The 12,328-nt window shown below is 64.3% G+C and carries 12 protein-coding genes and 1 tRNA gene; 2 read left to right on the top strand and 11 right to left on the bottom strand.

The annotated features are described in order from the left end of the window. The first annotated feature begins 151 nt into the window (after nt 1–151). Nucleotides 152–1,060 carry a 16S rRNA (cytidine(1402)-2'-O)-methyltransferase gene (gene rsmI, locus O3299_RS19440; protein WP_289906072.1) on the top strand — a complete coding sequence of 303 codons (909 nt, stop codon included), beginning with the start codon at nt 152–154 and terminating at the stop codon, nt 1,058–1,060. Nucleotides 1,061–1,065: 5 nt separating this feature from the next. Here the strand turns inward: rsmI and O3299_RS19435 are convergent, their stop codons facing one another. The 3 genes from O3299_RS19435 to O3299_RS19425 form a co-directional block, all read right to left on the bottom strand. Beyond that, the gene (locus O3299_RS19435; RefSeq protein ID WP_305053616.1) at nt 1,066–1,503 is read right to left on the bottom strand and encodes a hypothetical protein; all 438 of its coding nucleotides are present in this window, start codon (nt 1,501–1,503) and stop codon (nt 1,066–1,068) included. After that, on the bottom strand, nt 1,442–2,053 hold the full coding sequence (locus O3299_RS19430) for a nucleotidyltransferase domain-containing protein (protein WP_257218798.1): 612 nt from the start codon (nt 2,051–2,053) through the stop codon (nt 1,442–1,444). The genes O3299_RS19435 and O3299_RS19430 overlap by 62 nt, the downstream gene beginning before the upstream one ends. A 65-nt stretch (nt 2,054–2,118) precedes the next feature. Continuing rightward, entirely contained in the window at nt 2,119–2,712 is a 594-nt protein-coding gene (locus tag O3299_RS19425; protein ID WP_305063002.1) for a hypothetical protein, read from the bottom strand. A 205-nt stretch (nt 2,713–2,917) separates the two neighbouring features. Here O3299_RS19425 and O3299_RS19420 point away from each other — a divergent pair. Then, nucleotides 2,918–2,994, top strand: a tRNA-Pro gene (locus O3299_RS19420). Between the two features lie 105 nt (nt 2,995–3,099). Here the strand turns inward: O3299_RS19420 and O3299_RS19415 are convergent. The 8 genes from O3299_RS19415 to O3299_RS19380 form a co-directional block, all read right to left on the bottom strand. Further along, nucleotides 3,100–4,020, bottom strand: a complete 921-nt coding sequence (locus tag O3299_RS19415; RefSeq protein ID WP_305063001.1) for a hydroxymethylglutaryl-CoA lyase — start codon at nt 4,018–4,020, stop codon at nt 3,100–3,102. A 1-nt stretch (nt 4,021) separates the two neighbouring features. Continuing rightward, entirely contained in the window at nt 4,022–4,954 is a 933-nt protein-coding gene (locus O3299_RS19410; protein WP_305063151.1) for a glyoxylate/hydroxypyruvate reductase A, read from the bottom strand. Nucleotides 4,955–4,975: 21 nt separating this feature from the next. Further along, complete coding sequence (locus tag O3299_RS19405; protein WP_305063000.1) at nt 4,976–7,003, bottom strand: acetyl/propionyl/methylcrotonyl-CoA carboxylase subunit alpha; 2,028 nt, start codon at nt 7,001–7,003, stop codon at nt 4,976–4,978. Between the two features lie 94 nt (nt 7,004–7,097). After that, nucleotides 7,098–8,144, bottom strand: coding sequence for a biotin synthase BioB (gene bioB, locus O3299_RS19400; RefSeq protein ID WP_099666034.1), 1,047 nt, complete (start codon nt 8,142–8,144; stop codon nt 7,098–7,100). Between the two features lie 32 nt (nt 8,145–8,176). Further along, nucleotides 8,177–8,968 carry a dethiobiotin synthase gene (gene bioD, locus O3299_RS19395; RefSeq protein WP_305062999.1) on the bottom strand — a complete coding sequence of 264 codons (792 nt, stop codon included), beginning with the start codon at nt 8,966–8,968 and terminating at the stop codon, nt 8,177–8,179. Next, nucleotides 8,958–10,154, bottom strand: coding sequence for an 8-amino-7-oxononanoate synthase (gene bioF / locus O3299_RS19390; protein ID WP_305062998.1), 1,197 nt, complete (start codon nt 10,152–10,154; stop codon nt 8,958–8,960). Before bioF ends, bioD begins: the two co-directional genes overlap by 11 nt. Nucleotide 10,155: 1 nt before the next feature. Continuing rightward, nucleotides 10,156–11,484: an adenosylmethionine--8-amino-7-oxononanoate transaminase gene (gene bioA, locus O3299_RS19385; RefSeq protein WP_305053611.1), complete on the bottom strand. Its 1,329-nt coding sequence runs from the start codon at nt 11,482–11,484 to the stop codon at nt 10,156–10,158. 45 nt (nt 11,485–11,529) lie between these two features. Next, a complete protein-coding gene (locus O3299_RS19380) occupies nt 11,530–12,318 on the bottom strand; it encodes an enoyl-CoA hydratase/isomerase family protein (RefSeq protein ID WP_305062997.1) in 789 nt (262 codons plus the stop codon). Nucleotides 12,319–12,328: the final 10 nt, after the last annotated feature.

Here is a 12,328-nt window from a genome sequence, read left to right as displayed (position 1 = left end):
GCTTCGGTGGCGGCAGCGCCCTTGTGTTAGATTCAATAGGCGCGCACAATTGCCCGGGCGCGTCGCAAGGCGTGCTGCAAGCGCTCAGCATGCCGGTCGCGGCACAAACAAGCAGTAACTTCACACTATTAGCAAGCATTTAACCTCCAAAATGACCGTACAAGAAATCAGTTCCATCGCCAGCCTGCCCATCATGACAGAGGCGGCGCACCAGGTCTATCCTATCGCAACATTGTATATAGTGGCCACGCCGATCGGCAATGTGACCGATATCAGCCTGCGCGCGCTGCATTTGCTGAGCCTTGCCGATGCCGTCGCCTGTGAAGATACGCGCAATACGGCGCACCTGCTGACGCGCTTTGGCTTGAACAAGCCGTTGATTGCGGCGCATCAACATAATGAACGCGAAGTGGCGCAAACTTTGATTGCCCGCCTGCACGCCGGCGAGCGCATCGCCCTCGTCTCCGACGCCGGCACGCCCGCCGTGTCCGACCCGGGCGCGCGCATCGTCGACGCCGTGCGCGCGGCCGGCTTGCGCGTGCTGCCCCTGCCCGGCCCATCGGCGGCGATCACGGCCATTTCCGCCAGCGGCTTGCTGAATGACCAGTTTTACTTTGTCGGCTTCTTGCCAGCCAAGGCCAAGCAGCGTGAAAACATGTTGCACAGCCTGCGCGGCGTGACGGCCACCATGGTGTTCTATGAAGCGCCGCACCGCATCCTCGATTGCGCCACGGCCCTGGCGGCGGCGTTCGAGCCGACGCGCCAGGTGGTGTTCGCGCGCGAACTGACGAAACTGTTCGAGGAAATCCACCGCTGCCCCCTGTCCGAGGCGGAGGCGTGGATACGCGCCGACGCGCACCGGGAAAAGGGAGAGTTCGTCGTCCTGCTGGAAGGCGCCACGGAAGCGCAGGACGCGGAAGACGTGGAAGCGGAACGCATCCTGAATATCTTATTGGCCGAATGCAGCGTCAAGCAGGCGGCGAATTTGACGGCGCAGATCACGGGCCGCAAGAAAAACGCCCTGTATGAGCGGGCGCTGCAGTTGAAGGGGCAGGAATAAGGCGATCAGGACGGTGGCTGGACATCGAGCGCCTGTGCCGCCGCGAGTAGTTGTTGCACATGCTCGATCAACTCGTCGACAAAGCCCTGCGTGACATCCAGCTCGCCCTCGTATTCCGCCAGGTTGCGCTTCTTGTGCGCCTGGCTTAACAGCAGCCATTGCTGTGGCGTGAAACCCAGCGTGTGTTCCAGGCTTTGAAAGACGAGATAGCGATTGTCGCTGCGATAACCATGTTGACGCAGCGCAGACAAGGCAGCTGCATGCGCCGCGTTATATGCCAGGTCGAAGCGGCTTTCCAGCGACAGTATCGACTGCCTGGCATCGCGCAGGCGCACGGTAGCCGAGCGCAGCAAGCCGGCCCGTTCGCGTGCGTCCGGTGGCTCAGCCTTGAGCTGGTCGATGCGTGCCAGGTTCGCCAGCGCCGGTGAGCTTGATGAAGTCATCATTGGCTCCTTTGACAAAAATCCTGGGCTGGTCGAGGACCCGCACCACGAACGACTTGCCGTCGTCTATTCTTTGCCGCCATTCTGCCGGCGTGTACAAGGTGGGATTGATGCTGCGTCCCAATTGTTGCTCTGCCGGTTGCAGCGCCGCCAGTAGCTGGGCGTTCGATGCCATGCTGCCGATCACCATCAGGTCGATATCGCTGTGTGCGTGTTCCGTTCCCTTGGCCATCGAACCGTACACGAAGGCCAGGTCGATTTCCTGCCAGTATGGCTGTAGCGCCACGCGCAGCACGTCGGCGACGCCAAAGGTTTTCAGTACGATGCTGCGCAGTTCGTCGAAGATGGGTGCCGCGTGATTCGCCTGATAATGCTTTTGGTTGCCCACTTTTTTCACCGTGACCAGGGCCGACTTCTCCAGCTTGGCCAGCTCGCGCTGCACGGCGCCCGACCCCATGGCTGCGAAGGCGATGATTTCATTCGCATAGAAAGAGCGTTGCGCCTGGCCAAAGAGCAAGGCCAGCACGCGTTGCTGTGTCTTGGAAAACAATGTGTCTGCATAAATACCCATATTGGGTATGATAGTACCCAATAAGGGTGGAGTCAATCACATCATCACCACTTGCAGCCGCTATCCTTCTTGTCGAGCAGCATCAGCACGGGCGCCAGCAAGCCCGCGCCGGAATAGGCCGTGCGGCAATCGCCGCGCTTGCCTTGTGCGATGTCGCGCGCCAGCTGGGTTTCCGTTTGCAGCGGCTTGTCGGGGATTTGCCCCACGGCCGTGCCCACCTTGGACGGATCGCGTTCGCCCGCCATCTTGCGCGCCGTCCGCCTGGCCGCGTCCATGTCGAATTTCGGTGTTTCCGGGGTTTCTTGCCTGAAGGTATCGGCACTGGCCGCCGGCGTGGCCGGCACGACTGTGATGGCTTGCGGGCTGGCCGCTGGCGTCACGGTGGCCACCGGCGTTTCCCGGACCGTGGCGACCTTTGGCTTGCTGATGGGCTTGGGTTCGCGTTTCGGCTTGACCACTTCGACGGGCGGCGGGGGAGGCTTGGCGGCCAGCGGACGTATCCACACGGCGATCGATTCTACGCGCGGGGCCGTGTCCATCCGCGCGGCCGGCTGCACATGGCGCCATAGAGTGATCAAGGCGCCATGCAGCAGCAGGGACACGGCGATGCCCAGCACGATGCCGCGGCGATTCGGCATGGGCCGGCCGCCGTCGCTTCTTTCTATCCTGAACTCCATTGCCGTCGTCACCTTCATGTCTGATCGGGAAAACTTGCCAAGCCAGTGTCGCATACTTCAATCGTTTTGAAAAATACATGGGTTCCAGTGCCGCGCGTAAATAATTTACACAGAGTTTCACCTGACCCTTGACCGAAATCGATACGGCCTGTATTATCTTGGTCTTCGGAGTGTGGCGCAGCCCGGTAGCGCACCTGGTTTGGGACCAGGGGGTCCAAGGTTCGAATCCTTGTACTCCGACCAAATTTGTAGAAAAAAACCCAAGAGTTTCGGCTCTTGGGTTTTTTTTCGTCTGTCGCGCCTGCGGCGCGAGGCCGGCAGCAAAAAGGGGCCGCAGCCCCTTTGCATTTACCCCAGGCGTTTCGCCGCGATGGCGTTGCCGGCCCGGCTGGAACCTTTGCGCCCCAGCTGCTGCGAGATGAACTGCCCCGCATCGACGACCAGGTCCAGGTCGATGCCGGTGGCAATGCCCAGCCCCTGCATCAGGTACAGCACGTCTTCGGTGGCCACGTTGCCGGTGGCGCCCTTGGCGTACGGGCAGCCGCCCAGGCCGGAGACGGACGAGTGATAGATGGCGATGCCCGTTTCCAGGCTGGCGTAGATATTCGCCAGCGCCTGGCCGTAGGTGTCGTGGAAGTGGCCGGACAGGCCTCCCACGTGGAAAGCCTGGATCGCGCGCTCCATTACCGCCTGCGTCTTGCGCGGCGTGGCCACGCCGATGGTGTCGGCGATGTCGATTTCGTCGCAGCCCAGGTCGCGCATGCGTTTCACCACGTCGGCCACGGCGTCGAGCGGCACGTCGCCCTGGTAGGGGCAGCCGAAGGCGCAGCTGATGCTGCCGCGCAGGCGCAGGCCGTGTTCCTTGGCCGCTTTCGCCACGCCTTCGAAGCGGGCGATCGATTCGGCGATGGAGCAGTTGATGTTCTTTTGCGAGAACGCCTCGGAGGCGGAGCCGAAGATCACCACTTCATCGGCCTGCGCCGCCAGCGCGGCATCGAAACCCTGCATGTTCGGCGTCAGCGCCGAATAAATGGTGCCGGGGCGGCGCGCGATGCTCTCCATGACTTCCGCGCTGGTGGCCATCTGCGGCACCCATTTCGGCGACACGAAGGACGCCGCCTCGATATTGGCGAAGCCGGCCAACGTCAGGCGGTCGACCAGTTCGATCTTGACGGCGGCGCTGATGGTGTCCTTCTCGTTTTGCAGGCCGTCGCGCGGACCCACTTCGACGATCTTGACCTGCTTGGGCAGACTGGTAGTAGGGTTCATCTCAATATCCTTGCAAACGGTTGACGATGCCGGCGACAGAGTCGCCGGCGTGCAGGCGGCGTATCTTGGCGGCGATTTGCGCCACGCTTTCGCGGCGCAGGGTGGCGGCCGAAATATGCGGCGTGATGGTGATGCGTGGTTCTTGCCAGAACGGGTGCTGCTGCGGCAGCGGTTCGTTGCGGAACACGTCCAGCGTCGCTCCGGCGATGTGCCCGGAGCGGATCAGGGTCAGCAAATCCGGTTCGGCGAGATGCGCGCCGCGCGCCACGTTGATGATGTAGGCGCCCGGCAGCAGCATCGACAGGCGCGCGCGGTCGAGCAGGTTGTGCGTGTCCGGCGTGAGCGGCAGCATGCAGACCAGTACGCGCGTACCGCGTAAAAAGACTTCGAGTCCCTCTTCGCCCGCGTAGCATTGCACGCCATCGACGTGTTTCTGGCTGCGGCTCCAGCCGCGCAGGGGAAATTCGAACTGCGCCAGCGCTTGCAGCACGCGGGTGCCCAGCACGCCCATGCCCAGCACGCCGACGGGAAAATCCCCCTTGTCGAACGCGGGCAGCGGCTGCCAGATGCCGGCGCGGCCCTGCGCCTCGTAGTCGTCGAAACGGCGGAAGTGGCGCAGCACGGCGTGGCTCACATATTCGGCCATCTGCACGCCCATGCCCGCGTCATCGAGGCGCACCAGCGGCACGTGGGCCGGCAGCGCGTCGCCGAATTTCAGCAGCGCGTCGACGCCCGCGCCCGTGTTGAAGATGGCTTTGACTTCGCTCAATACGGGCAGCATGGCGGCGGGCGGCTGCCACACGACGGCATAGTCGCAGGGCGCGAACGACTCGCCCTCGCGCCAGAAGACAATCTCGGCTTCGGGCAGCAAGTCACGGAAGTCGCTGATCCACGCCGCTTCCTTGCCGTCCGCGCGCTGTAACAGGATGCGCATCGAGGTTTCCAAGAGCGCTCCTCAGGCGGCGGCCTTGAAGGCCAGCAGCGGCGCGCCATCGGCCACCTGGTCGCCGACCGCGTACAGCACCTCTTCCACCAGGCCGTCGTGCGGCGCGGCGATCGTGTGCTCCATCTTCATCGCTTCCATGATGACCAGCGGCTCGCCCTTCTTGACGTCCTGGCCTTGGTTGACCAGCACGGCGACGACCTTGCCCGGCATCGGCGCCGTCAGGCGGCCGCCTTCCGCTTCCGTTTCGCCCGCATGCGCCATCGGGTCGCTGTAGTGCAGGGTGTGGTGCAAGCCGCTGGTGAACACGTGGAATTGCTCGCCGTCGCGCAGCACGGTGCCATGCACGGCACGCTCGCCCAGCTTGATGTGCAGCTCGTTGCCTTTGCGCGCCGTCAATGTCAGGGGCTGGCCGTTGAACAGCCAGCCATCCGTCTGGTAGGCGATGCGCGCGGCATAGGCCTTGCTGTCGCCGGCCAGCGCGAATTCGTCGGCAAACGCCAGGCTGCGTCCCAGGGTGCTGTTCAAGCGCCAGCCCAGGGCATTGCCCCACGGGTCGGCGCGGTTGGCCGATTGCGCTTCGGCGGCCGCTTTTTCTTCCAGCAGCAGGGCCACGGACGCCAGCGCCAGGGCCGTGTCGGGCGCCGCCTGCAGGGCGGGGAACAGCGACTCCTGATTGCGCTCGATCAAACCCGTGTCCAGGTCCGCGCTAGAAAATGCCCGGCCTTCGACCAGGCGTTTCAGGAAGGCGATATTGCTGGCGAGGCCGACGATCTGGTATTCCGACAGCGCTTGCGCCATGCGCGCCAGCGCTTCGCGGCGGTCCGCGCCCCAGACGATCAGCTTGGCGATCATCGGGTCGTAGAATGGTGAAATGGCGTCGCCTTCGCGCACGCCCGAATCGATGCGCACGGACGCCGGCACGACCGTGCCACCCAGTTCGAACGTGACGGCCGATGGCGACTGCATGTGGCGCAGGGTGCCGATCGACGGCAGGAAGCCCTTCTCCGGATTTTCCGCGTAGATGCGCGCCTCGATGGCGTGGCCGTGGATGGCCAGTTCGCTCTGTTTTTTCGGCAGCGGCTCGCCAAAGGCGACGCGCAACTGCCATTCCACCAGGTCGGTGCCGGTGATCATTTCCGTCACCGGATGCTCGACCTGCAGGCGCGTGTTCATCTCCATGAAGTAGAACGAGCCATCCTGGTTGGCGATGAATTCCACCGTGCCCGCGCCCACGTAGCCGACGGCCTTGGCGGCGGCGACGGCCGCTTCGCCCATGGCGGCGCGGCGCTCGGCCGGCATGCCCGGCGCCGGCGCTTCTTCCAGCACCTTTTGATGGCGGCGCTGCACCGAGCAATCGCGCTCGAACAGGTAGATGCAGTTACCGAGCGTATCGGCGAACACCTGGATTTCGATATGCCGCGGGCGCGACAGGTATTTTTCGGCCAGCACCTTGTCGTCGCCGAAGGAGCTGATCGCTTCGCGCTTGCACGAGGCCAGCGCGGCCTTGAAGTCGGCGCTGTTGTCGATGACGCGCATGCCCTTGCCGCCGCCGCCGGCCGAAGCCTTCAGCAGGACGGGGTAGCCGATCTTGTCGGCTTGCGTGTGCAAAAAGTCCGCATCCTGTTCTTCGCCATGGTAGCCGGGCACCAGCGGTACATTCGCCTTTTCCATCAGCGACTTGGCGGCCGATTTGGAACCCATGGCGCGCATGGCGGACGCCGGCGGGCCGATGAAGACGAGGCCCGCTGCGTGGCAGGCGTCGGCGAAATCCGCGTTTTCGGACAGGAAGCCGTAGCCGGGGTGGATCGCCTGCGCACCAGTGGCCAGCGCCACGGCGATGATCTTGTCGCCGCACAGATAGCTTTCCTTGGCCGGCGCGGGGCCGATCAGGACGGCTTCGTCGCACACGGCGACGTGCTTGGCGTTGGCGTCCGCTTCCGAATACACGGCGACGGTCTGGATGCCCATGCGGCGCGCGGTAGCGGCGACACGGCAAGCGATTTCGCCGCGGTTGGCGATCAGGATTTTAGTGAACATGGTCTCTCTCTTTGCAGCTCGTGGCTGGAAGTTTTTTATCTGAGGTGTCGCGATGAAGGAATGCGCCCTGATGGGGCGCATTCCGATGGCTGCATCAGCAGCCGCACTTCTCTTTCTGTACCGAGTCCAGCATGGCGCCGCGCGTTTGCAGGCCCAGCTTGTTCAACAGGACGCGGTCGTCTTCCGCTTCCGGGTTGTCTGTGGTGAGCAGCTTGTCGCCGTAGAAGATGGAATTGGCACCGGCCAGGAAGCACATGGCTTGCACGGCTTCGCCCATCTGGCGGCGGCCCGCCGACAAGCGCACGCGCGCCTTCGGCATGGTGATGCGGGCCACGGCGATGGTGCGCACGAATTCGAACGGATCGAGCGCTTCCATGCCATACAGTGGCGTGCCTTCCACCTGCACCAGGTGGTTGACGGGCACCGATTCCGGATACGGATTCAGATTGGCCAGCTGGGCGATCAGGCCCGCGCGCTGCAAGCGCGTTTCACCCATGCCGACGATGCCGCCGCAGCATACTTTCAAGCCTGCTTCGCGCACGCGGCCCAGGGTGTCCAGGCGGTCCTGGTATTCGCGCGTCGAGATGACGTTGTCGTAGAACTCGGGCGCCGTATCGAGGTTGTGGTTGTAGAAGTCGAGGCCCGCGTTCTTCAGGCGGTCCGCTTGTCCTTCTTCCAGCATACCCAAAGTAGCGCATGTTTCCAGGCCCAGCGCCTTGACCTTGGTCACCATCTCTTCGACTTTTTCCATGTCGCGCTCTTTCGGGCTGCGCCAGGCGGCGCCCATGCAGAAGCGCGTGGCGCCGTTGGCTTTTGCCTGGCGCGCCGCGTCGAGCACCGTGTCGATGTCGAGGATTTTTTTCGCTTCCACGCCCGTGTCGTAGCGGGCCGCCTGCGGGCAGTAGCCGCAGTCTTCCTCGCAGCCGCCCGTCTTGATCGACAACAGGGTCGCCAGTTCCACGTCGCCGTCGGGGAAGTTGACGCGGTGGGTTTGCTGGGCCTTGAACATCAGGTCATTGAATGGCAGGTCGAACAGGGCCAGCACGTCGGCGACGGGCCAGGTGGCCGCTTCCGGCACGGTGATGCGCGCCGCAGGGCGGTGCAGTTCGACGGTTTTTGCTGCTTCTTGGACTAAAGACATGGTGATTCCTTCGCTTCTATTTTTTAGCTACATTAAGTGTTGGGATGCTGCGCCGGCCAGTTGGGCAAGCCGGTGAAATCGAGATAGGACGCCGCCGCTTGCGCGCTCGGCTGCGCCAGGCGCGGCACCCTGCCCAGCAGCGGCGCCGGGATGCGCTCGATCAGCGCATCGATATTTTCGTCGAGGAAGCGCATTTCCACTTCCAGCGTGTTGGCGACCCAGCCGACGACCGTCAAGCCGCGCGCTTCGACGGCTTCCACCGTCAGCAAGGCCTGGCTGATGCAGCCCAGGCGCATGCCGACCACGAGGATCACGGGCAGGTCGAGCTGCTGCGCCAGGTCGGCCGAATCAAAGCCGGGCGACAGCGGCACGCGGAAACCGCCCACGCCTTCGACCACCACGGCGTCCGAGGCGGCGGCGATTTCCAGGTAGGCGGCCAGGATGGGCACCGATTCGATGCTCACGCCTTCGAGCGCGGCGGCGATGTGCGGCGCGGCCGGTTCCTTCAGCATGTAGGGCGTCGTCAGGCTGCGCAGCATGGTAACGTTGCCGGCGGCGATCAGGCTGTCGGCGTCTTCATTATGCAGTTCGCCGTCGCGTATTTCGGCGCCGGCGGCGACGGGCTTCATGCCGCAGGCGCGCACGCCGCGCGCGACCAGTGCGTGCAGCAGGGCCGACGACGTCAATGTCTTGCCGATTTCCGTGTCGGTGCCGGTGACGAAACAGGCAAAGCGCGAGGGCAGGCCGGCAATGGCCGGAGCCGGCTGCACGGCCGGCGCCAGGTCCGCCAGCACTTCCGCCACGATAGGATCATCAAGGCTCATGGCGAGTCCTTTCCAGGGTGTTGACTGCGTTGATCAATTGCGCCACTTCCTGCGCCGTATGGCCGGCCGACAGGGTCACGCGCAGGCGCGCCGACCCCGCCGGCACGGTGGGCGGGCGGATCGCGCCGACCCACAGGCCCTGTTCATACAGGGTGGCGGCGATGTCCAGCATGTCCGCGTTCTCGCCGATGATGACGGGCTGGATGGCGGTCACCGAGGGTAAGGCTTGCCAGCGTTGCAGCTGCAGGCCGTCGTTCCATTGCGCCACCAGCGCCGCCAGGTGGGCGCGGCGCTGTCGGCCTTCCTCGCCGGCGATGATGTCCAGGCTGGCCAAGAGCGCGTGCGCCAGCGCGGGCGCGGCCGCCGTGGTGAAGATGTAGGGGCGCGCCTTTTGTATCAGGGTGTCGATCACGGCTTCGTGTGCGCACACAAAGGCGCCGCCCACGCCGGCCGACTTGCCCAGGGTGCCCACGTAGACGAGGTAGGGCGAATGCAGGTCGAAGTGTTCGAGCGCGCCGCGGCCGTTGGCTCCCAGCGCGCCGAAGCCGTGCGCGTCGTCGACCACCAGCCAGGCGCCGTATTGTTCGCACAGGGCCAGCAGCGCGGGCAGCGGCGCCAGGTCGCCATCCATGCTGAAGACGCTGTCGGTGACGACGATCTTGGTTTTTGCCGTGCTGGCCGCCAGCAGGGCCGCCAGGGCATCGAGGTCGGCGTGCGGATACACGCGCGTTTTCACGCGCGCCAGGCGCGTGCCGTCGATCAGCGAGGCGTGGTTCAGCGCTTCCGAGAAAATCTCCGCGTCCGCGTCGCCCGCCGACAGGGCCGTCAGCACGGCCAGATTGGCCATGTAGCCGGTGCAGAAATACAGGGCGCGGGCGTTTTCCAGGTTGGCGCCCACGAACGTCGCCAGGCGCTCTTCCAGCTGCGCGTGGGCGCGGCCATGGCCGCTGATCAGGTGCGACGCGCCGCTGCCCGCGCCATACAGGTCGGCGCCCTCTTTCAGCGCCGCGACGATGCGCGGATGCGACGCCAGGCCCAGGTAGTCATTGCTGCAAAAGGCCAGCATGGCGCGGCCATCGACCGTCAGGCGCGGCGCGCACGGCGTGTCGACGGTGCGGCGGCGGCGGATCAGGCTGCGCTCTTCCAGCCCTTGCAGCTGCTGTTGTAATCGGGCGATCAGTTCCATCTCAGGCCCCGATCACATGATTGAAGACGGCCAGGGTCTGCTGGCCCAGGCCCGCGATCTCTGCGTCGTCGAGGATATACGGCGGCATCAGGTAGACGGTGGAACCGATGGGGCGCATCAGCAGTTCATGTTCCAGCGCCGTGCTGAAGAAGCGGCGCGAAAAATCGGGCGCCGCGTCGACGGCGTCAAACGCCCAGATCATGCCCTGCTGGCGGAAGTTTTTTACCTTGTTATGCTGCGCCAGCGGCGCCAGCGCTTGCGTGATCTTCTCGGCGCGCACGCGGTTGGTGGCCAGCACATCGTCTTCCTCGAAGATGGACAGCGTCGCCAGCGCGGCGCGGCAGGCCAGCGGATTGCCCGTGTACGAGTGCGAATGCAGGAAGCCGCGGCGCACGTCGGTGCTGTAGAAGGCCTGGTAGATGTCTTCGCGCGTCATCACCAGCGATAAAGGCAGATAGCCGCCGCTGATGCCCTTTGAGAGACAAACGAAATCGGGCCAGATGCCGGCCTGTTCGCACGCAAAGAAGGTGCCCGTGCGCCCGCAGCCGACGGCGATTTCATCGAGGATCAGATGGACTTGATAACGGTCGCACAGGGCGCGCACCAGCGCCAGGTACAGCGGGTCGTGCATGGCCATGCCCGTGGCGCATTGCACCAGCGGCTCGATGATGATGGCGGCGATCTTGTCGGCCTTTTGCTGGAACAAATGCTCGACGTCGGCAGCCGCGCGGCGCGCCACGTCTTGGGCGGACTCGCCTTCGGCCGCCTGGCGGAAGTCGGGCGACATCACCGTTTGCGTTGCGCGCAGCAAGGGGCCGTAGGCATCCTTGAACAGGGCGACGTCTGTGACGGCCAGCGCGCCGATGGTTTCGCCGTGGTAGCTGCCTTTCAGGCAGACGAATTCCTGTTTTTCACCCTTGCCGCTGTTGCGCCAGGCGTGAAAACTCATTTTCAGGGCGATTTCCACGGCCGACGCCCCGTCGGACGCGTAAAAGCTGTGGCCAAGCACGCCGCCTGTCAAGGCGGAGAGCTTTTCCGACAGCTCGATCACCGGTTCATGCGTAAAGCCGGCCAGCATCGCGTGTTCCAGCCGGTCCAGCTGGTCCTTCAGCTCCGCATTGATGCGCGGATTCGCGTGGCCGAACAGGTTCACCCACCAGGAGCTGATGGCGTCCAGGTAGCGTCGTCCTTCGTGATCATACAGCCAGGCGCCGCGGCCGTGGCTGACGGGGATCAATGGGACCGTCTCGTGGTGCTGCATCTGTGTGCACGGATGCCACACGCTGCGCAGACTGCGTTCGACCCAGCCCGATTGTTTTTCTGCTTTCAAAACTGCTCCAATGATATTCTTAGTCCATGAGCTGTGGACTATTAACTAGCCCATGAGCCAACTCGGCTTGCGCTTGTCGAGGAACGATTGCACGCCTTCGCGTCCCTGCTCCGAGGCGCGGATCTGCGCGATGCGCTCGGCGGTGTCCGCCAGCAGCGCCTCGTCGACGGGTTGGCCGACGATCTCGCGCACCAGCGTTTTCGCTTGCGCCACGGCGTGCGGGCTGTTGCCCGTCAGCGCTTTGAGCACCTCGGCGGTTTTCGCGTCCAGCGCGTCTGCCTCGACTACCTCGTGGGCAAAGCCGATGCGCAGCGCTTCCTGAGCGGAGAATCGCTCGGCGGTCAGGAAATAGCGGCGTGCCGCGTTTTCGCCCATGGCCTTGATGACATACGGTGAAATAGTGGCGGGAATCAGTCCCAGCCGCACTTCGCTCAGGCAGAAATGCACGTCTTCCGCAACCAGAATGATATCGCATGCGGCGACGAGGCCCATGCCGCCCGCATAGCAGTCGCCCTGGATCTTCGCCACCACGGGCTTGGGACACAGGTAAATCGTGCGCAGCATCTGCGCCAGCTGCAGCGCGTCGGCCTGGTTTTCGGCATGCGTGTAGCCTGCCATCTTCTTCATCCAGTTCAGGTCCGCGCCGGCGCAAAAGGCTGCGCCATTCGCCGCCAGCACGATGGCACGCACCATGTCGCTGCGCCCCAGGCCTTCGAAGGCGCGCGCCAGTTCGGCGATCGTCGTCTCGTTGAAGGCGTTACGCACGTCGGGGCGGTTCAGGGTCACGGTGGCGACATTGCCCTCGATGACCAGCTTTAAGGTTTCAAATTCCATTCTCTTCTCC

Source organism: Janthinobacterium sp. SUN176 (assembly GCF_030587335.1).
GTDB classification, from domain to species: Bacteria; Pseudomonadota; Gammaproteobacteria; order Burkholderiales; family Burkholderiaceae_D; genus Janthinobacterium; species Janthinobacterium kumbetense.
The sequence above is the reverse complement of the archived record's forward strand: the minus strand, read 5'-3'. Positions and strand labels throughout refer to the sequence as shown.

Excerpts from the sequence above, each read along its gene's own strand:
- O3299_RS19410 (WP_305063151.1), bottom strand. The coding sequence starts at position 4,954 with ATGCGCATCCTGTTACAGCGCGCGGACGGCAAGGAAGCGGCGTGGATC.
- bioF (WP_305062998.1), bottom strand. The coding sequence starts at position 10,154 with ATGGAACTGATCGCCCGATTACAACAGCAGCTGCAAGGGCTGGAAGAG.
- bioD (WP_305062999.1), bottom strand. The coding sequence starts at position 8,968 with ATGAGCCTTGATGATCCTATCGTGGCGGAAGTGCTGGCGGACCTGGCG.
- rsmI (WP_289906072.1), top strand. The coding sequence starts at position 152 with ATGACCGTACAAGAAATCAGTTCCATCGCCAGCCTGCCCATCATGACA.
- O3299_RS19415 (WP_305063001.1), bottom strand. The coding sequence starts at position 4,020 with ATGAACCCTACTACCAGTCTGCCCAAGCAGGTCAAGATCGTCGAAGTG.
- O3299_RS19380 (WP_305062997.1), bottom strand. The coding sequence starts at position 12,318 with ATGGAATTTGAAACCTTAAAGCTGGTCATCGAGGGCAATGTCGCCACC.
- O3299_RS19435 (WP_305053616.1), bottom strand. The coding sequence starts at position 1,503 with ATGACTTCATCAAGCTCACCGGCGCTGGCGAACCTGGCACGCATCGAC.
- bioB (WP_099666034.1), bottom strand. The coding sequence starts at position 8,144 with ATGTCTTTAGTCCAAGAAGCAGCAAAAACCGTCGAACTGCACCGCCCT.
- O3299_RS19425 (WP_305063002.1), bottom strand. The coding sequence starts at position 2,712 with ATGCCGAATCGCCGCGGCATCGTGCTGGGCATCGCCGTGTCCCTGCTG.
- O3299_RS19405 (WP_305063000.1), bottom strand. The coding sequence starts at position 7,003 with ATGTTCACTAAAATCCTGATCGCCAACCGCGGCGAAATCGCTTGCCGT.